This window comes from Nocardia sp. NPDC055029, from assembly GCF_053608525.1.
Genome location: NZ_JBSGVQ010000001.1, coordinates 119,968 through 138,565, shown reverse-complemented (window position 1 = coordinate 138,565; position 18,598 = coordinate 119,968). Strand labels below are relative to the sequence as shown.

The window sequence follows — 18,598 nt, the reverse complement described above, 5'->3', positions numbered from 1 at the left end:
CTAGCCCTGGTTGGTGTTCTGTGCCATCAGCAGCACGACATCGTCGAGCGACGCGCCGCCGAGAATCGCCGCGACCGGCAGATCGCGATCCAGTTCCGCCTTGACCCGCTTGCGGAAGTCCAAGGCCTGCAACGAGTCGAGGCCGAGGGCGACCAACGGCATGGTGGCGTCGATGGATTCGGCGCTGTCGCCGCCGATCACCTTGAGCAGTTCGGTGCGCATGCGCAGGTCGAGCGGGGTGCTGTCGGCCGGCGCGCTCGCCGGTGCCACGCTCACGGTCGGCGCGGCGTCGGCAGTGGACTGCGGACGCGCGACGCCGGTGGCCTCGGCGGCCGAACTCACCTGCCGCACAGGCGCACTGGACTCCAGGCCGGTGAGCACGCTGTCCTGGCCGAAGGCGCCGAGCACCTCGCGCAGGAAGTCCCAGTCGGCCGCGATGATCATGCCGTCGCGGACGGGCTCGGCGAGCCCGGCTTCGATCGCGTCGGCCGGAACCATCGGGTACACCCCGGCCTCTTCCACGCGGGCGAAACCGGCGTCGTCGAGCGGACCGGCCACGCTCCACAGGCCCCACTGCAGGCTGGCCGCGGCGATGCCACGGGCGCGCAGCCTGCGGGCGGCGACGTCGAGCATGCGGTTGGTCACCGCGTACAGGATCTGGCCGCGGCCACCCAGGGTGGCCGCCATGGACGAGCACAGCAGGACGCGCGCGTCGCCTGCCAGCGGTGCGGCGTCGACGAGGTTGTCCAGGCCGCGCAGTTTGGCGCTGGCGGCGGTGTGGACGTCGGCGGCGGTGATCTGGTCGAGTTCGGCGTCGACGTAGTTGACGGCGGCGTGGATCACCAGGTCGACCGGGCGATCGGCGATCTCGGCGCCGAAGGCGGCGGCCGCACCGGCATCGCTGACGTCGCACGCCCGCACCACGATCTCGGTGCTGCCGAGACCACGCAGGCGAGTCAGTTCGCCTGCCAGCGCCTCGGTTTCGCCGCTGCGGCTGAGCAGGGTGACACGACCGGCGCCGGTCCGCGCCAGGTGGTCGGTGAAGCGCAGGCCCAGCTGGCCGGTGCCGCCGACGATGACCACATGATCGAGATCGGTTCCCAGCGCACCCGTTTCGACGACGGTATCCGGAACCAGGCGCTTCACGAACACCTTGCCCGACCGCAGCGCCAGCTCGGCCTCGCCCGTGGAGTGCACGGCGCCGACGATCTTGGCGGCCTGCGCGGACGCGGGTTCGTCCGCGGCGAGATCGAGATGCCGGAACAGGACGCCGGGGTGTTCGATTCCGACGCTGCGGAATCCGGCGGTGACGCCCGACTGGAACAGTCCGGGGATCGGATCGCCGTCGTGCACGGTCTCGCCGCCGACGGTCAGCAGCCAGCACTCGCCGCCGGGGCGGAGCGCGGATAGCGCGGGGGCCCAGGCGCGTTCGGCGAAGAACTCCGTGAGCGCGTCGATCGCACCGGCGCTGTCGTCGGCGGCGGTCGGCGGGAGCAAGATGATCACGGTGTCGGCAGCGGGCTCGTCGGTAGCCGAATGGCCACCCGGGGGTGTGCCGTCGAACGCTGCCCGGCCGTTCGCTAGAGCACTCGGCGCACTCGCGCCGTTGGCCTGCGCAGCCGGCGCGCTCGCGCTATTCGCCTGCGTACCCGGCACGAGAACGCGCGCGTCGGCGCCGTGGCGGTCGGCAGCGGTGACCAGCGCGGCGGCCAGCTCGGCGCAGTCGCCCGTCGGGTCGACGAGGAGCAGGCTGCGCGGTGCGGTGAGCGACCGGCGCTGCAGCGGGGTCCACTGTTCCACCAGCCGTTGCGGTTTCGGCGTGGTGACCACGAGTTCGGCCGGAGTCTCGTGTGCGCCGAGCGGCGCCCAGAGCCGCTTGGGTGCGGTGATCGTGTGCGGGAAGTCGCGCAGCGGGAGGCTGACGGAGTCGTCGACACGCAATGCGTCCCAGCGGTAGTCGGCGTCGAGGACGGCGACCTGGGCCAGGTTGCGGGTGAACTCCGAGAGTCCGTCCGCGGTGCGCAGCGAGGTGCCGAGCACGCGGAAATCGCGCGGAGGCAGGCCGGGACGGTTCGGGACCAGACTCAAATTCTCCTGCAGGGCCAGTTGCAGCACCGGATGCTCGGCGACCTCGATCATCAGGTCGACGCCGTCACTGCCCGCGCTGATCACGGCGCGGTCGAACCGGACGCGGTTGCGCAGGTTCCAGAACCAGTACTCCTCCTGCTTGAGATCGGGCGTGATCATTTCGCCCAGTGTCGCGCCATAGCAGGGGATCTCGGACGCGGCGAAGTTCGGGGTGCTCATCTCGTCACCGAGGAAGCCTTCGAAATCGGTCCGCACCTCGGCGACGATGGAGGTGTGCGCGGGGAAGGCGACCCGGATCTCCCTGGCGAACTGGCCGCGCTCGGTGGCCGCGGCCACCAGCTCGACGACGGCGCCGCGCTCACCGGAGATGGCGATGATGTGCGGCGAGTTGACGACCGCGAGCTCGGCCCATCCCGAGTTCCGCGCCATCAGCGCTTCCACACTCTCGCGGTCCATCCCGAAGACCGCCATCGAATAGCCGCGCGGGGACAGCCGGTCCGCGAGCACGGCGCGATGCGTCACCGCGAGCACCGAATCACGCAGTGTCATCACGCCGGACACCGCGCCCGCGGCGAGCTCGCCCTGGCTGTGGCCGATGGTCGCGTGCGGTTGCACACCCGCCGCCCGCCACACCGCGGCCAGGCCCGTCATGTGGAACATCAACGCGGGCTGCACTTCCCACACCGTGTCCTCGTACTGCCCCTCGTGGCCGAGCAGATAGTGCAGCGGCTTGGAGTGCCCGAACCGTTCGGCGTGGATGGCGGCGCACTCGTCGACGACGGCGCGGTAGGCGGCCGACAGCTCGTAGAACACCGCGCCCATGCCGGGGCGCTGACTGCCCTGACCGGGGAAGACGAAGCCGATGCGGCGGGCGCTGGCGGGAGTGTCGCCCCGGACCACCGACGGGTGGTCGGTGTCGGTGGCGATCGCGTCGAGCGCGGCCAGCAGGTCGGTGCGCGCCGCGGCGGCGTCGGCCGTCGACGGCGGTGCCAGCACCAGGGCGCGACGGCGACGGGCCACCCGGGTGCGGAACAGCGTGTCCGCCAGGCGTTCCGGAGTCACCTCGGGACGGGACTCGACGTAGCCGCGCAGGGCGGCGGCTTCGGCCCGCAGCCCGTCGACGCTGTCGGACGACAGCAGGACGGGAACGGAGCCGTCGGGCAGACGGTACTCAGCCATGGTTGGTCTCCTCCAGCACCGGCAGGCCGACGATGGCGTGCGCATTGGTTCCCGCGACACCGAACGAGGACACCGCGGCATAGCGCAGGCCGTCCGCGCGCGGCGCCCAGTCGGTGAGTTCGGCGGCGAGCCGCAGACTGGTCGCGTCCCAGTCGATATCGGTGGTCGGGGCGTCGGCCCACAGGCTCGGCGCGATCACGCCGTTGGCGCCGCACAGCAGCACCTTGATCAGCCCGAGCATGCCCGAGGCGGCCTGGGCGTGGCCCGCGTTGGACTTCACCGAGCCGAGCAGCGGTCCGTCGTCGCCGCGCTCCGGGGCGCCGTAAGTGGCTGCCAGCGCGGTCAATTCGAGCGGATCACCGACGGCGGTGCCGGTGCCGTGGCCTTCGATCAGGCCGATGTCGTTCGCGCTGATCCCGGCCGCGGCGACGGTGGCCTCGATGAGCCGCTGCTGGGCCGTCGCGCTGGGGACCGCGATCGGCGCGCCCGCGCCGTTGTGGTTGACCCGCGAACCGAGCAGCTGTCCGTAGATGCGGTGCCCGAGCGCCTTGGCCCGCGATTCCCGTTCCAGCACAATGACACCCGCGCCTTCGCCCCACAGGGTTCCGGTCGGGTCGGCGGCGTAGGAACGGCAGTGGCCGTCGGTGGCCAGGGCGTTGTTCTTGGAGAACTCGTAGAACGCGCCGGGCGAGCCCATCACGCACACGCCGCCCGCCAGCGCCCAGTCGCATTCGCCCGCACGGATCGCCGAGGCGGCCTGGTGCACGGCGGTCAGCGACGAAGCGCACGCGGTGTCCACGCTGATCGACGGCCCGACCAGGCCGAGCCCGTGCGAGATGCGGCCCGCGACCGCGCCGAGCGCGGTGCCGGTGGCCCGGTAGCCGCTGTACTCGTTGACGCCCCCGACCCGGGGTCCGTACTCGACCGTCGAGACGCCCATCCACACACCGGCCGAATCACCGTCGAGCGCACCGGGATTGATGCCCGCGTGCTCGAGCGCGCGCCACGCCACCCGCATGGCCACCCGCTGCTGCGGGTCCATGGCGACCGCTTCGCGCGGGGTGATGCCGAAGAACTGGGCGTCGAACTCGGTGGCGCCGTCGAGGAAGCCGCCCGCGTCGCGCACCGGGGCCCAGCCGTCGAGCCTGCCGAGGGCGAACAGCTCGTCGAGCGGCCATTCGCGATCGCGCGGGAACGGGCCGATCAGCTCACGGCCGGTGGCCAGCGCCGACCAGAACCCGGGCAGGGTGTCGATGCCGCCGGGCGCCTCGACGCCCATGCCGACGATGACGATGGGATCGGTCACGGCGCTCATCGGGCCAGCGCCTGACCGGCGAGTACCTCGGCGATGCCGTCGATGTTCTCGTCGATGTAGAAGTGGCCACCCGCGAACAGGTTCACCTCGATCTCGGCGCTGGTGCTGGTCTCCCAGGCGTAGAGGTCACGCGGGCCGACGAACGGATCGTCGTCGCCGCCGAGGACAAGCAGGGGCGCGGCGACCTGGACGTCGGTGCCGCAGGAGTAGGCATCGAAGGCGCGGTAGTCGGCCTTGAGGACCGGCAGAGCCATCCGCATGACCTCGCGGCTGGCCATCACGTCGGCGCCGGTGCCGTTGAGGGCGGCCATGTGGTCGAGCAATTCCTCGTCCTCGGTGGGATGTCCGGGGAGCTCGGCGATCCGGTGCGGCGCGGCCGCCGCGGAGACCACCAGCAAACGAACGGACAACCCGGCGGCCTCGGCCAGCCGGACGAATTCGAAGGCGGCGACGGAACCCATGCTGTGGCCGAAGACGGTCAGCGGAGCGCCGGTGTCGTGGGCGGAGTCACGGAAGGCCGCGAAAGCGCCTGCGGCCAGCTCGGGCAGGGTCTCGGCGGCGGCCTCACGCGCCCGGTCCTGACGGCCGGGGTACTGCATGATGACGGTGTCGAAATCCTGGCCCATACGCTTGGCGAACACCCGATAGGCCGATGCGCCGGCGCCCGCGTGCGGGAAGACGATCAGCGGCGGTAGGGAATCGGTCCGGGGGGCCTGGAATTGCCTGATCCAGCCGAGTTCTCTTGCCATGTCGCTCTCCCTAACCGGCCGCGCAGGGGTCGCGCCGCCGTTTCACACTGTCCAACTCCGTGCCGAGGCACGGACCGGCCCGACACAGTCGTCCGGGACCGGGGCGAATCCTGTTGCACCCGAGACCGACCCGGTTCGGCCATGGACTGGCAACCACCGGGCGATCGGTCGGGCAACAGTAACACCAAGGCATTAGTATAGGCTAGCCTTACCCATCGAGGTGACCAAGATTACGATTGAACGGAGCACCTAGCAGATGAACCCCGCCGGGACTTCCTACGCGCTACCCCGCGAGCAGACCGATCTGCCCGCCGAGGTGGCCGCCGCACCGGCACCGGAGTTGCCCGTCTTCGCGGCGCCCTTCGCCCTGCGCGTAGCCGACCCGGACGGCACCGATCCCGAACTGCTCGCCGAGTGGATGGCCCGCCCGCACCTGCTCGAGTCGTGGGAGCAGGACTGGGACGCCGATCGCCGCCGCGCCGATTTCCAGGCACAGCTGGCCGGAACCTATTCCCGCCCGTGCATTCTCAGCCTCGATTTCGCGGTGCTCGGTCAGCCGGAACTCGGCACCCGCGACATCGCCTACCTCGAGTTCTACCGCGCCGCCAAGGACGAGATCGGCCGCCTCTACGACTCGGCGCCCGGTGACATCGGCTTCCACATCGCCACCGCCGACCCGGCCGTGATCGGCAAGGGCATCATGACCGGCTGGATCGCCACGATGGTCACCGCGGTCTTCGCCGCGAACTCCGAATGCCGCCGCGTCATGGGCGATCCCGACCACCGCAACCAGGCCATCTGCCGCAGCCTCACCAAGGCGGGCTTCCACCGGGTCGACGAATTCGACGTGCGCCACGACCGCCGCATCGCGCTCTACGCGGCGCCGCGCACCCCCGACGACATGCCGGTCGCCCGCGTCTGAGCCGACGACGACAACAGCCCCGCGCCTTCCGGCGCGGGGCTGTTCTTCGTTCGGTACCTCAGCGCGCGGCGAAGTGACTCGCGCCGGCACGCGCCCTGGCGGGCTCGGTGCGCAGCACGCGGTCCGAGAGTTCGCCGAGGCAGCTGAGATTGGGGAACCCGGGGCCCTGGGCCATCGCGGCCATGTTCGGCAGGAACAGCTTGCCCGCCAGTCCGGTGACGGCCAGGTCGTAGCCGATCGCGGACTCGATGCGCTGCTGGGTCAGTGGGCCGCCCACGGCGAGCTCGAGCAGGTCGGCGGTCTGCTGGTCGAACATGTCGAGGAACCACAGCGGCTGACCGCCGGTGGCGTCGACGACCAGGTCGAAGTTGTGCACCTGGTCGGCGCGCAGCTCATTGGTCAGGGTCAGCGACAACGACTCGCCATGCGGCGCGATCTTGGTGACCCGGCCCTGTAGATGGTGCACCCGGTTGTCGCCGAGCAGGCTTTCCTGCACGCGCACCGAGAACACGCCGCGGTCGGTGCGCCGGATGACGTCGCGGCGTTCCTGGATGCTCAACGCGTTCCACTTCACCGGGTCGCTGAACAGCGAGTTCTCGAAGAAGCTCTCGCCGCGGGTGTAGAGCGTCGCCATCGGCGAGATCACCGAGATGGTGAGCATCTCGTGGCGGACCAGTTCGTCCAGCGCCGAGCCCGCGGTCTCGCCGCCGCCGATCACCGCGGCGCGGGAGGCGGCCGGGAGGCTGCGCTTGCCCGCGAGGTCCCAGAATTCGGCGATGCTGAGCACGCGCGGGTGTTCGGCGAGCGCGCGGCTGCTGCGGCCGGGGCCGGTGATCATCAGGCCGTCGGCGGTGAGCTCGGTGCGGTTGCCGTCGGCGTCGACGACGCCGACCTGCCACTGGTCACCGACGGCGTTGCCGCCGTGGCGAATCTGCTCGACCCGGCCGAGCACGAGCTCGAGGTCGATGGACTTGGCGACCCACTGCAGGTACTTGGCCCACACGTGATGCTGCGGGCTGGGCCTGCCGCGGTCGATCCACTCGGCGTAGGTGCCGTGCTCGATCAGGAACGAGGTCCAGCTGAACGCGGACATCGCCTGGTCGATGTCGCGGTTGCGCCCGCGCGCCCAGGTGGAGTGATACGGGAAGCCGATGTCCTTTTCGGGGCTGGTACCGAGCCGGTGCTGGCCGTCGGTCCAGCCGCCGCTGGGCAGCCAGTTGCCGCCGACCGCGTGCGACTCGACGACGACAACGCGCGGCGCGGGCAGGCCGAGCGTGCGCAGGACGTGCGATTTCGCTGCCACCGCAAGGGCTTTCGGCCCCGCTCCGACTACCAGGAGGGTTTCCACCGGTTCGTTCTCCACTCTCTCACGCATATCGCGCCGGGATCGTCCACAGGGCGATTGCCCGAACACGATCCCCATATTTGCATAGGCTTACCTTAGCTGGCCAGTGAGGCCCGGGGTGTCCATGCAGACAAACAAGTGACCTTAGGCTAACCTAACGGCATGGGTAAGGGATTGAACGGCCTGATTACCAAGGCCTGGGGCGGCGCCGACTACAAGCTGACGGTGACATCCAACGAGCAGATCACCGACAAGTTCGTGCGGATCGGCTTCACCATGGGTGGTCTGCTCGCCGACCACCCGGTGCACCCCACCCAGTGGGTCCGCCTGTGGATTCCGGACGCCGAGAGCGACAAGCTGCACCACCGCGGCTACACCCTCGTCGACCCGAACCCGGAGGCCGACACAGCCAGCATCGACTTCGCGCTGCACAACGGCCCGGCCGCCGACTGGGCGCTGCGCGCCGAGCCGGGCGACCTCCTCGACGTCACCGTGCTCGGCTCGGACTTCCAGCTGCCGGAACAGAATCCCAGCGAGTACGTCGTCTTCGGCGACACCGCCTCGCTGCCCGCCATCAACTCGCTGCTCGACGCCATCGGCGATACCCCGGCCCGGGTGTGGCTGGAATGGCAGTACGAGTCCGACCAGACCATCCCGGTGCGCAACAAGCCGCACCACCAGCTCACCTGGCTGCAGCGCGTCGATGACGGCCGCCTGATGCGCGAGGCCGCGCAGGAGATGAACTGCGCCGCGGACGCGTTCGCGTGGGTCGCCTGCTGCGGGCAGACCACCCGCTCGATCGTGAAGACCCTCAAGGGCCAGCACGCGCTGCCCAAGACCGCGGTCAAGTCGCAGGCTTACTGGAAGTAAGGCCGGGAGTCATCCCCCAGGCTGACGGCGATCGGTCCTCACGGCTGATGCGGGCGTAGTCGATACTGCGGCAAGCTGATCGGGCAAGTCGGGAACTCCCGAGCCGATCAGGTCGAATCGAGCGCCCGTGTCTGTCATCGATGCCGTATTGCTGGTTTCCACCGTGGCGCTCGCGATCGCGCTGGTCGCGGCGCCCCGGATCGGCAGGCGGGTGGCGCCGTTCGCCCTGCCGGTGCTGATCATCGGCAGTCTGCTGCTGTGGGTACTCGAAGGCTATCGGCACTGGTGGCCGCTGTACCTGCTGATCGTGGCGATGTTCGCGTTCGTGGTGACCGATGCGGCCGGGACCCGCCGCCGGGTGTGGTTCCGCGCCGGGATCGGCGTGCTCGCCGTGGTGTCGATCCTGCCGTGGGCGGTTCCGCCCTCCCCGGAACTGCCTGAACCCACCGGCCCCTACGCGGTCGGGTCGGAGATCTTCCGGTGGGTCGACGAGCAGCGGCCCGAACCGGCGACCGCGGCCGACGATCGGCGCAATGTCGTTGTCCAGGCGTGGTATCCGACCGAGATCGAGTCCGGACGGCAGTGGGTGTATCTCGACGGGCGCGACCAGCTGCCGTCGCGAGTATCCGGGATTCCGGGGTTCTTGCTGTCGGATGTCAGCATCGACACCAACGCGACGGCCGATGTTCCGGTGTCACCGGCCAGGGACCGCTGGCCAGTGGTGCTGTTCTCCCCCGGCTATGGTGCGCCGCGCGCCTTCTACTCCGGACTGATCGCCGACCTCGCCAGCCGCGGTTTCATCGTCCTCGCCGTCGACCATCCCTACGAATCGGCCGTGACCGAGCTCGCCGACGGCACCATCGCCACGACCGTCGAGAACATCGCCGCCGACGACCCCGACGCCATCCGATTCATGACCGAACGCGTCGAAACCCGCACTGCCGACCTGCGATTCGTCCTCGACCAGCTGGCTCGCCCGGAAATCCTCGGCCCCATCGAGAACAGGGTCGACCCCGCGCATCTCACGGTGATCGGCCATTCCCTCGGCGGCGCCGCCGCACTGGCTGCCCTGTCGGCCGACCAACGGTTCACCGCCGCGGCGAATCTCGACGGCACCCTCTACGGCGACCTTCCCGAGCGCGCGCTGAACCGGCCGGTCCTGTTGCTGGAGAGCGATCATGCCGAGACCGGCCACTCCCAGCGCTACCTCGACGGTAACCGCGGTCTCCTGGAACGGTTGCAGGCGAACGGTTTCCGGTACGAGTTCAGCGAGGCCGACCACTACAGCTTCACCGATGTCCCCCAATTCCTCGCCGCCCCGGTGCGTTTCGTGGTCACCAGGATGATCGGCGGGTCCAGGGGCGCGGCGAATACCCAACGCGCCACCAACGACATTCTGACGCCGTTCCTGCTGGGCAGACACGGCGAGGTCGACGCCGCCGCGACCGGCCATGCCGGGGTGACGGGCGGCCCGGTGCGCCGGTAGCGAGGCGGGTGGCGCACGGGAGCGATTTCGGTCAAGGTGGACGGCGGAACGCAGTACGGAAACCACCACTCGCGAGGAGTACGCCCGTGTCCGTTCTCGATGAAAGCACACCCTTCGGTGCCACGGTCGCCAAGCGGCTGGCCGACGAGCACGTCATCTGGCTGACCACGATCGGCGCGGGCGATACCCCGCAGCCGAACCCCGTGTGGTTCCTGTGGCAGGAGGGAACCTTCCTGATCTATACCGAGTCGACGGCGAAGCGCCTGCGGCATCTCGCGCGTAACCCGCGGGTCTCGCTGAACTTCAACAGCACCGCCTCCGGTGGCGAGGTGGTCGTGTTCACCGGCACCGCCCGGATCGGCGAGGCGGTGAGCGAGGACGTGGTCGCCGACTATTCGCGCAAGTACACCCAGGGCTTCGCCGAGATCAAGATGTCGGAGGCCGAGTTCTACCAGACCTACTCGGTCACTATCCACATCACCCCGGATCGCCTGCGCGGCTTCTGAAACACGAAAGGTCCGCCTCGCCGTGCTGGCGAGCCGGACCATTCGTTGCGGGTCAGGCGGAGACGGTCTCGAGTCGCCAGCCGGTCGCGCGCTCGCGTTCGTTCCAGAACGCGGCGTAGCGGCCGTCCAGATCCAGCAGTTCCTGATGGGTGCCGCGTTCAGCGATGCGGCCCTGGTCCAGGAACAGGATCTGGTCGGCGTGGGCGATGGTCGAGAGCCGGTGCGCCACGACGAGAACCGTCTTGTCCCTGGTCAGTTCGTGGATGCCACGGACAACGACGGCCTCGCTGTGCGGGTCCAGCGCGCTGGTCGCCTCGTCGAGCAGGACGATCGGGGCGTCCTTGAGCAGGGCACGCGCGATCGACACGCGCTGGCGTTCACCGCCGGACAGCGACGCGCCGCCCTCACCGACCGCGGTGTCGAAACCGTCGGGCAGCCGGTCGACGATCTCGTCGACCCTGGCGGCGACGGCAGCGCGCTCGAGTTCGGCGTCGGTGGCGTCGGGCTTGCCGATGCGGATGTTGTCGGCGACCGAGCGGTTGAACAGGTAGACGTTCTGGAAGACCAGCGAGAGCTGGTCGAGCAGGGTGTCCGAAGGCTGTTCGCGCACATCGTGTTCGCCGACCGAGACCGCGCCGGAGTCCACGTCGTAGAAGCGGGCGGCCAGCCGCAGCAGGGTGGTCTTGCCGGCGCCGCTGGGTCCGACGATGGCGGTGGTGGTGCCCGCGGGGACGGTGAAGGTCAGGTCCGACAGCACGGGTTCGCCGGCGCGATAGCCGAAGCTGACCTCGTCGAAGACCACGGCGGGCGCACCGGGGGTCACCGGTTCGGTGGGCGTCGGCAGCGGCTTCTCGGCCAGCAGATCGGTGATCCGGTCGGCGGCCGCGGCGGCCGAACGCAGGGCGGCGCCCAGCTGAGCGGCCTGGTTCACCGGCTCGATGAAGCGCGAGCTCACCGCGATCAGCGCGATCGCCGCGGCGGCGGAGATCGAGCCGTCGGTCACCTGGACCACCGCGATGTAGGCCAGCACCAGGAACACCGCCTGCACGAACAGCGCGAAGACGATCAGACCTGGCACGGTCGCGACCATCATCTTCCGCACCGCCGAGCGCTGACCGACCAGCGCGGCGTCGAGTGCCTTGTTGCCGGCGCCGACCGCGCCGAACGCGCGCAGCACCGGCTGTGCCTGCGCGAATTCCACCACCCGCGAATCGGCTTCGGCCGCGGCGGTGTGCAGGCGCGCGTCGGCGCCGGTGTAGGCGCGGTTGGCGAGATTGTTGACCAGGTAGAGCACCGGCGCGGCGAGCAGCATGGCCAGCCCGATCCGCCAGTCGATGAACAGCATCCCGATCGCGACGACCAGCGGCACGATGATGCCGGTGAGCACCTTGGTGAGCAGGTAGGCGATCAGGCCCTGCATCTCGCGGACCTGCTCGACCATGACCCGCGAGAGCGGGCCCGCGTCGCGGTCCTCGAACCAGCCGAGCGGCAACGCGTTGAGCTGATCGCCGAGCCGGGTCTGCAGACCACGCTGCATGCCGAGACCGATCCGCAGGCCGATGACGGCCTGCAGGTAACCGAAGACGACCACACCGGCCACGGCCGCGGCCATGCCGAGCGCCCACAGCCAGGCGCCGCTCAGGTCGTCACCGAACAGCGCTTCCAGCACCGGAACCAGCAGCAGATACGCGATGGCCTGGCACAGCGCCTGCACCACGATGGCGGCGAGCAAGCGCGGGATCAGCGGAGCGAACTCCGCGGGAACGAGGCGGAAAACCTTGCGAATCATCGTGTTTCCTCCACCAGGGCGAGCGTGCCGAGCGCGGCCTCGTTGATCTCCCACAGCCGCTGATACAGCCCACCGGCGGTATGCAACTCGGCATGCGTGCCCTGCTCGACGAGCGTTCCGTTCTCCAGCACCAGGATTCGGTCGACGCCGGTGATGGTGTGCAGCCGGTGCGCGATCACCAGCACGGTGCGGCCCGCGACGAGCGCGGCCAGCGCGTCCTGGACCGCCGCCTCGGATTCGGGGTCGGCGAAGGCGGTGGCCTCGTCGAGGACGAGCACCGGGGTATCGGCCAGCAGCGCGCGAGCGATCGACAATCGCTGCGCCTCACCGCCGGACAGCGAGGCGTCGACGCCGATCTCGGAGTCGTAGCCGCGCGGCAGCGCCATGATCCGGTCGTGGATCTGGGCGGCCCTGCTCGCCCGTTCGATGGCGGCGTCGTCGGCGTCCGGGCGCGCGAGCACCAGGTTCTCCCGGATCGAGCCGCGGATCAGGCGCACATCCTGGAACACGAATCCGACGGTGCGGTAGAGATCCTCGCTGGTGAACTCGCGAATATCGCGGCCGTCGATGGTGATCCGGCCCGCGCCGACGTCGTAGAAGCGGGGCAGCAGTTTGGCCAGGGTCGACTTGCCGGAGCCGCTCGGGCCGACCAGTGCGGTGATGGTGCCGGGGTGCAGTTCGAGATCGACCCCGCGCAGTACGTCATGGCCGGTGCGGTAGGCGAATTCGACGCCGTCGAAGCGGACGACACCGGCTTGGCTCGCCGGGCCGGTGCTCGTCGTCGGCGCGGTATCCAGCTCCGGGGTCTGCTGCAGTTCGTGCAGGCGCAGCGCCGCGGCGCCACCGGCCCGCAGCGCCTGCGAACCGTAGCCGAGGCCGAGCAGCGAACTACCGATACCAAGGCCGACCAGCAGGAACGGCAGCAGATCCAGGGGGTTCAGCCAGTCGAGGCCGACGAAAGCCAGCCCGCCGACGACCATGATCAGCATGACGAAGACCGGCATGACCACGATGTCGGAGGCCGACTGCACGCGGATGATCGGCATCTTCATCCGATGCGCCGCCTGCACCTGACCGTCGACCGCGTTCTGGAACTCGGTGTGCGCCTTGCCCGCCTGACCGAACGCCCGCACGACCTGGATGCCGTCGACGAATTCGATGGTGGCCTCGGAGGTACGCCGTTCCCAGCGGGTGTAGACGGCGAGGCGATCGCGGCCGTCGCGATCCATGATCTTGCCGAACAGGATGAAGTAGGCGATCAGCGGGATCAGCAGCACCAGGGTGAGCCGCCAGTCGACGGTGAACAGGTAGCCGAGGGTGACCAGCGGAACCACCAGCGCGCCGACGAACTCCAGCCGGGCATGGGCCACGAGGTAGTGCAGTGCCTCCACGTCGTCGCGCAGATACGTCTTGACCTCGCCGGAGCTGCGTTCACCGAACCAGCCGAGCGGCACCCGGGTCAGTTTGTCCGCGAGCAGCCTGCGCAGGGTCAGCTGGTAGCCGGCGTCGACGGCGTGCGACCAGGTCAGCGCCACCGCCTGCAGCAGGGCGCGCACGATCAGCACCACCACCGCCGCGCCGAACAGCCACCACACCCGATCGGTGTCCACCGGGGTTTCCAGCAGTTCCCTGCAGGCGGCCACGATCAGCAGGAACGGCACGACGGTGCAGACCGAGGCGACGGCGACGAGCAGGCTCGCCATCGTCAGCATCCCCGACACCGGTGCCAGAATCTCCTTGCGCGCCTGCGCTTCCTGTTGTTTCTGCGCTTTCGCGGCCGCCTTGGGTGGCCGGTTGCCCGACTCCGCCCCCGGCGGCGGCGCTACCTGCACCGTCATCACTTCTCGCCCTCTCGACCTGTCCACGGCAATCATGCCAAGGGTAGGTTAGCCTAAGTTGAGCGGTCGTGGCCGACCGGGGAAGCTTGTGTGAACTGCCAGTCAACCCCCTCGGCAATTCGACATTCCGGGCGTAATTTCCTCCCTACCTCTAAATCTTTGAGCGCGGCGGGAGAGCGAAAATGTTTGTCACGTCAATAATTTCGGCGATTGCGGACTGCCAGGCCGATCCGGGAAACCTGACACCCGATCAAGCGCACCGGGCCATGCAGATTCATCTCGAATGCAGCGTCGATCTGTGCCGGGTGCGCAGGCGGGCTCGGCATACCCTTGTCGAAGCGAAATTGATGGTGCTCGATCAGCGGGCCGGTTAACGTTTTCTCGTGTTCACTCCGCTGCCATCCTCGGCCGCCTGGCTCCATCGCGAGGCGCGCATCGGATTCGAAGTGACCTATTTCCGCGACGATGATCGCGGGCTTTTCGTCGAAGGGTGCGCGACCGCGGTCGAGGACGGCCTCGCCTGGGCGATCGACTATCGGCTCCGGGTCGACGGCAGCTGGCATACGCGGTCGGCGCGGATCACCGGTCGCTATCCCGACTCCCGGCGCTCGCTCACGCTGCAGTCCGACGGGCTCGGGCGCTGGCAGGTCGACGGGGTGCACTCCCCCGAACTCGACGGGTGTCTCGATGTCGATCTGGAGGCGTCGGCGTTCACCAACGCGCTGCCGGTACACCGGCTGGGCCTGGCGGTCGGCGACGCGGCGGACGCACCGGCCGTGTACGTGCGCGCCGCCGACCTCGCGGTGACCCGGCTGCCACAGCACTATCGCCGGATCACCGCCGAGGCGGGTCAGCGCTACGACTACAGCGCGCCCGCCTTCGACTACCGCGCCAGGCTGGGCTACGACGAGGCCGGTCTGATCGTCGACTACCCGGGGCTGGCCGAGCGCACGGCCTGATTCGCACCTCGGATGGGGCCGCGAACTCGCGCCGTCACCCGCCGATAGACACTGTTTCCATGCGACGCAGGCAGCAGCCGCCGCTGCCCAAGCGGCACGGCCTAGATCCAGCCCGGCTCCGGCTCCCGGAGGACGGGCACTGGACGACGGTGCGTGACCACCTCGTCGAGCGGCTGCCGCGGGTCGATCCGGCGCGCATCGACGAGATGTTGCGGGCGGGCGAGATCGTCGATCTGGTGGGGCCGCTGGCGCCGGACGCGCCGTTCGTGCCGGGCGGGGCGGTGTGGTTCCACCGGGACCTGCCGGTCGAGAAGGAGGTGCCGTTCGAGATCGGGATCGTCCATCGCGACGACGACATCCTGGTCGTCGACAAACCGCACTTCCTGGCGACGATCCCGCGCGGCCGGCACATTCTGCAGACCGCCCTGGTGCGCCTTCGCCGTGAACTCGACCTGCCGGATCTGATCCCGGCGCATCGGCTGGATCGGGTGACCGCCGGGCTGGTGCTGTTCGTGGTGAACCCGGCGGCGCGTGGGGCGTATCAGACGATGTTCCATCGCCGGACCGTGCGCAAGGAGTACGAGGCCGTCGCGCCCTACGATCCGGCGCTGGAGCTGCCGCGGACCGTGCGCAGCCGGATCATCAAGGAGAAGCAGGTGCTCGCCGCGCAGGAGGTGGACGGCGAGCCCAATGCCGAGACCGAGGTGGAACTCGTCGAGCACCGCGACGGACTCGGCCGCTACCGGCTGCGGCCGCACACCGGCCGGACCCATCAGCTGCGCCTGCATATGAACAGCCTCGGCGTGCCGATTCTTGGCGACGATTTCTATCCGGCGATCACCGACAAATCCGTCGACGATTACACCCGGCCGCTGCAACTGCTGGCCGCCTCGCTGGAATTCACCGACCCGATCAGCGGGCAGCCGCGGCGATTCGAGACGCGGCGCAGTCTGCAGGCATGGACGGATCTGTCCGGATGGTCCGGATCGGCTGTCGAGTAGCTCACAGCGCGGTGATCTTGGTCGGTGTTCCACAGCGCCGGTCGGCGTGGGTTTCCCCCTGAATCGGCCGCTGACCTGCACGCACCGGACCGTTTCCATTCCGTAATACTTCCGTACACTCGGTCGGGTGCCCGAACCCACCACTGTCGCCGATCCCCGGCCCAAGCTGCACGCCTATGTCGATATCGCCGTGGTCGTGGTCGTGCTGGCCGGAACCAATCTGATCGCGCATTTCACCACCGCGTGGGCCAATATCGTCATCGTGCCGGTCGCGGCGTTCGCGCTGCTGGCGCTGATGCGCAAGCGCGGTCTCGGCTGGGCCGAACTCGGGCTCTCCCCACGGCACTGGCGACGCGGAACGGTCTACGCGCTCGGCGCTGTCGGCATCGTGCTCACCGCCGTCGCGATCGGCGCGATCCTGCCGATCACCCGGCCCTTCTTCCTCGCCGACCGCTACGCCACGATCTCCGGCGCGCTGATCGCGTCGATGATCGTCATCCCGCTGCAGACCGTGATCCCCGAAGAACTCGCCTTCCGCGGCGTCCTGCACGGCACCCTCGACCGGGTGCTCGGCGTCCGCGGGCTCTTCGCGGCCGGATCGCTGCTGTTCGGTTTCTGGCACATCGCGTCCTCGCTCGGCCTGACCAGCGGCAACAAGGGCCTGACCGGCATCGTCGGCGGCGGACTCGTCGGCCAGATCATCGGCATCACCCTCGCCGTCGCCGCGACCGCCGCCGCGGGCGTCGTCTTCACCTGGCTGCGCAGACGCAGCGGCAGCCTGCTCGCCCCGATCGCCCTGCACTGGTCGCTCAACGGCGCGGGCGCACTCGCCGCGGCCATCGTCTGGCACACGGCGCTGCGCTGAGTCAGCGGTCGGTCGCCAGGGCCGGGTCGGTGGCGCGGACGGCGGCGAAGACGCCCGCGCAGACCGAGACCAGGTCGTCGGGGTGGGTGTTGCGGTTGTCCATCAGCCAGTCGACGAGTAGGTGGTTGACGCCGCCGACGATGGTGACGCAGGTCAGGCGGCTGCGTTCGGGGAGCGGCTGGGCGCGGGCGGTGGCCCACAGGCCCGCCACCAGTTCGGCGTAGTCGCGAAGCTCGCCGTGTCGGCGCTGCTCCATGCGTGCGGAGACGCCGACCACCTCGATCAGCACGACCCTGGCTCGGCGCGGGTCTTCGGTGAGATAGCCGATGAACGCGGCAAGGCCCGCGGTGATCACGTCGTCGAGGTCGGGGCCTGCGGTGCGCAGCGCGGTCTGGGTGCGGTCGCGCAGGCCCGCGGTCGTCTCGTCGTAGAGGGCGGCCAGGCAGGCCTCGCGGTCGCGGAACGATTCGTAGAAATAGCGTTCGGTGAGGCCGGCGATGCCGCACAGCTGTTTCACCGAGCCTGCCGCGTAGCCCTGGGTGCCGAACAGTTCGAGCGCCGCGTCCAGCAGTGCGGTACGGCGGTGTCGGATTCGCTCCGCGGGGGTACGTCCCGAGTACCGCCGACCCGCCGGGCGATCGGCGGACTGGTCTGTCATCGAAGTCTGTCCTTCTGTGCGACTGCGTGGAATACTAGGCCACAATTTCTGACATGATGCCATGTCAGAAGCGACATTCCCGCTGGAACGAAGGGCTTCGCCGATGAAACGCATCCACGCCGGACTGGTCGTCGCGGTGACCGGCGGCGCCGCGGGCATCGGGCGCGAGATCGCCCGGCAGTTCGCCGTCGCGGGTGCTCGCGTCTGCATCGGCGATCTGTCCGGCACGTCGGCGCGCACGACGGCGATGGAGCTTCCCGGCACCGTGCACGGTTGCGAACTCGATGTCACCGATGAGCGGTCGTTCCACAATTTCCTCGCCGCGACCGAGGCATTACTCGGGCCTATCGATGTGCTCGTCAACAATGCGGGCGTGATGTGGGTCGGCGCGTTCGACACCGAACCCGATACCGCGACGGCCAGGATGATCGCGGTGAATCTGCACGGGGTGATCCGCGGGGTGCGGCTGACCGCGCCGGGGATGCGCACGCGTGGGCGCGGGCATATCGTCACCATCGCGTCCGCGGCGTCGCGACTCTCCCCTCCCGGTGAATCCACTTATGCCGCAACAAAACACGGCGTGCTCGGCTATCTGACCGGCGTGCGGGAAGAACTTCGGGGCACCGGTGTCGACCTCTCGGTGATCATGCCCGGCGTTGTCGATACCGAGCTCGCCGCCGGAACGGCAACGGGCGCTGCGAAACTCCTGCAACCCGCCGATGTCGCGCGGGCGGTGCTCGCCGTAGTCGAACGACCGCGTTTCGAGGTGTCCATTCCCGGCTATGTCGGCCCGCTGACTCATCTCGCCGGGCTACTGCCGCAACGGCTCCGCGATATCGTGCTGCGCCGCGCCGTACCCGACCAGGTCGCCGCGGTCGCCGGATCCTCCGTGCGCGGCAAGTACGAGAAGCGCACCCTGTCCTGATTCCACCGCCGAGGCCCGCTTGTCGTTGACCGCGGCGCGGACGGCGTTTACGCTCTCTGGCAATCACACATATGTTCGATAGTCCATATGTTCGAGTGACCGG

General features: G+C 69.4%; 15 protein-coding genes. 8 read left to right on the top strand and 7 right to left on the bottom strand.

Going from position 1 to position 18,598, the window contains the following annotated elements:
• From nbtC to ACWF9G_RS00510, 3 genes are read right to left on the bottom strand one after another with little or no spacing between them, the layout of a single operon-like run.
• The gene (gene nbtC / locus ACWF9G_RS00520) at window positions 1–3,267 is read right to left on the bottom strand and encodes a nocobactin polyketide synthase NbtC (protein WP_452512563.1); all 3,267 of its coding nucleotides are present in this window, start codon (window positions 3,265–3,267) and stop codon (window positions 1–3) included.
• On the bottom strand, window positions 3,260–4,582 hold the full coding sequence (locus tag ACWF9G_RS00515) for a beta-ketoacyl [acyl carrier protein] synthase domain-containing protein (RefSeq protein WP_452512561.1): 1,323 nt from the start codon (window positions 4,580–4,582) through the stop codon (window positions 3,260–3,262). The genes nbtC and ACWF9G_RS00515 overlap by 8 nt, the downstream gene beginning before the upstream one ends.
• A complete protein-coding gene (locus ACWF9G_RS00510) occupies window positions 4,579–5,331 on the bottom strand; it encodes a thioesterase II family protein (protein WP_452512559.1) in 753 nt (250 codons plus the stop codon). Before ACWF9G_RS00510 ends, ACWF9G_RS00515 begins: the two co-directional genes overlap by 4 nt.
• Window positions 5,332–5,587: 256 nt before the next feature.
• Here ACWF9G_RS00510 and ACWF9G_RS00505 point away from each other — a divergent pair, with 256 nt between their 5' ends.
• Window positions 5,588–6,253: a GNAT family N-acetyltransferase gene (locus ACWF9G_RS00505; protein WP_452512557.1), complete on the top strand. Its 666-nt coding sequence runs from the start codon at window positions 5,588–5,590 to the stop codon at window positions 6,251–6,253.
• Between the two features lie 58 nt (window positions 6,254–6,311).
• Here the strand turns inward: ACWF9G_RS00505 and ACWF9G_RS00500 are convergent, their stop codons facing one another.
• Window positions 6,312–7,628: a SidA/IucD/PvdA family monooxygenase gene (locus ACWF9G_RS00500; protein WP_452512556.1), complete on the bottom strand. Its 1,317-nt coding sequence runs from the start codon at window positions 7,626–7,628 to the stop codon at window positions 6,312–6,314.
• 132 nt (window positions 7,629–7,760) lie between these two features.
• Between ACWF9G_RS00500 and ACWF9G_RS00495 the strand changes: the two genes are divergently transcribed.
• The 3 genes from ACWF9G_RS00495 to ACWF9G_RS00485 all read left to right on the top strand — a co-directional run bounded on the left by ACWF9G_RS00495 (window position 7,761) and on the right by ACWF9G_RS00485 (window position 10,460).
• A complete protein-coding gene (locus ACWF9G_RS00495) occupies window positions 7,761–8,468 on the top strand; it encodes a siderophore-interacting protein (protein WP_379308157.1) in 708 nt (235 codons plus the stop codon).
• A 127-nt stretch (window positions 8,469–8,595) separates the two neighbouring features.
• Window positions 8,596–9,954, top strand: coding sequence for an alpha/beta hydrolase family protein (locus ACWF9G_RS00490; RefSeq protein ID WP_452512554.1), 1,359 nt, complete (start codon window positions 8,596–8,598; stop codon window positions 9,952–9,954).
• A gap of 86 nt (window positions 9,955–10,040) precedes the next feature.
• Complete coding sequence (locus ACWF9G_RS00485) at window positions 10,041–10,460, top strand: TIGR03667 family PPOX class F420-dependent oxidoreductase (protein WP_379308155.1); 420 nt, start codon at window positions 10,041–10,043, stop codon at window positions 10,458–10,460.
• 52 nt (window positions 10,461–10,512) lie between these two features.
• Here the strand turns inward: ACWF9G_RS00485 and ACWF9G_RS00480 are convergent, their stop codons facing one another.
• Together ACWF9G_RS00480 and ACWF9G_RS00475 are read right to left on the bottom strand one after the other, a co-directional pair.
• The gene (locus tag ACWF9G_RS00480; RefSeq protein WP_379308154.1) at window positions 10,513–12,249 is read right to left on the bottom strand and encodes an ABC transporter ATP-binding protein; all 1,737 of its coding nucleotides are present in this window, start codon (window positions 12,247–12,249) and stop codon (window positions 10,513–10,515) included.
• On the bottom strand, window positions 12,246–14,087 hold the full coding sequence (locus ACWF9G_RS00475; RefSeq protein ID WP_452512551.1) for an ABC transporter ATP-binding protein: 1,842 nt from the start codon (window positions 14,085–14,087) through the stop codon (window positions 12,246–12,248). Before ACWF9G_RS00475 ends, ACWF9G_RS00480 begins: the two co-directional genes overlap by 4 nt.
• Window positions 14,088–14,470: 383 nt before the next feature.
• On the opposite strand from ACWF9G_RS00475, the gene ACWF9G_RS00470 reads away from it, so the two are divergent.
• From ACWF9G_RS00470 to ACWF9G_RS00460, 3 genes are all read left to right on the top strand, one after another.
• Window positions 14,471–15,046 (top strand): putative glycolipid-binding domain-containing protein, encoded by a 576-nt coding sequence (locus ACWF9G_RS00470; protein ID WP_452512549.1) that lies wholly within the window; start codon window positions 14,471–14,473, stop codon window positions 15,044–15,046.
• 59 nt (window positions 15,047–15,105) lie between these two features.
• Window positions 15,106–16,047: an RluA family pseudouridine synthase gene (locus ACWF9G_RS00465; RefSeq protein WP_452512547.1), complete on the top strand. Its 942-nt coding sequence runs from the start codon at window positions 15,106–15,108 to the stop codon at window positions 16,045–16,047.
• Between the two features lie 127 nt (window positions 16,048–16,174).
• Window positions 16,175–16,912 carry a CPBP family glutamic-type intramembrane protease gene (locus ACWF9G_RS00460; protein ID WP_452512545.1) on the top strand — a complete coding sequence of 246 codons (738 nt, stop codon included), beginning with the start codon at window positions 16,175–16,177 and terminating at the stop codon, window positions 16,910–16,912.
• Between the two features lies 1 nt (window position 16,913).
• Here ACWF9G_RS00460 and ACWF9G_RS00455 read toward each other — a convergent pair whose 3' ends face one another.
• Window positions 16,914–17,570 carry a TetR/AcrR family transcriptional regulator gene (locus ACWF9G_RS00455; RefSeq protein ID WP_452512543.1) on the bottom strand — a complete coding sequence of 219 codons (657 nt, stop codon included), beginning with the start codon at window positions 17,568–17,570 and terminating at the stop codon, window positions 16,914–16,916.
• A gap of 103 nt (window positions 17,571–17,673) precedes the next feature.
• Here ACWF9G_RS00455 and ACWF9G_RS00450 point away from each other — a divergent pair, with 103 nt between their 5' ends.
• Window positions 17,674–18,495, top strand: coding sequence for an SDR family oxidoreductase (locus ACWF9G_RS00450; RefSeq protein ID WP_452512541.1), 822 nt, complete (start codon window positions 17,674–17,676; stop codon window positions 18,493–18,495).
• The last annotated feature ends 103 nt before the right edge of the window (window positions 18,496–18,598 follow it).

Bases quoted from the DNA above. Each gene is read 5' to 3' on its own strand.
- ACWF9G_RS00450 (WP_452512541.1), top strand. From the start codon at position 17,674: ATGAAACGCATCCACGCCGGACTGGTCGTCGCGGTGACCGGCGGCGCC.
- ACWF9G_RS00515 (WP_452512561.1), bottom strand. From the start codon at position 4,582: ATGAGCGCCGTGACCGATCCCATCGTCATCGTCGGCATGGGCGTCGAG.
- ACWF9G_RS00475 (WP_452512551.1), bottom strand. From the start codon at position 14,087: ATGACGGTGCAGGTAGCGCCGCCGCCGGGGGCGGAGTCGGGCAACCGG.
- ACWF9G_RS00510 (WP_452512559.1), bottom strand. From the start codon at position 5,331: ATGGCAAGAGAACTCGGCTGGATCAGGCAATTCCAGGCCCCCCGGACC.
- ACWF9G_RS00495 (WP_379308157.1), top strand. From the start codon at position 7,761: ATGGGTAAGGGATTGAACGGCCTGATTACCAAGGCCTGGGGCGGCGCC.
- ACWF9G_RS00500 (WP_452512556.1), bottom strand. From the start codon at position 7,628: ATGCGTGAGAGAGTGGAGAACGAACCGGTGGAAACCCTCCTGGTAGTC.
- ACWF9G_RS00505 (WP_452512557.1), top strand. From the start codon at position 5,588: ATGAACCCCGCCGGGACTTCCTACGCGCTACCCCGCGAGCAGACCGAT.
- ACWF9G_RS00480 (WP_379308154.1), bottom strand. From the start codon at position 12,249: ATGATTCGCAAGGTTTTCCGCCTCGTTCCCGCGGAGTTCGCTCCGCTG.
- ACWF9G_RS00465 (WP_452512547.1), top strand. From the start codon at position 15,106: ATGCGACGCAGGCAGCAGCCGCCGCTGCCCAAGCGGCACGGCCTAGAT.
- ACWF9G_RS00455 (WP_452512543.1), bottom strand. From the start codon at position 17,570: ATGACAGACCAGTCCGCCGATCGCCCGGCGGGTCGGCGGTACTCGGGA.
- nbtC (WP_452512563.1), bottom strand. From the start codon at position 3,267: ATGGCTGAGTACCGTCTGCCCGACGGCTCCGTTCCCGTCCTGCTGTCG.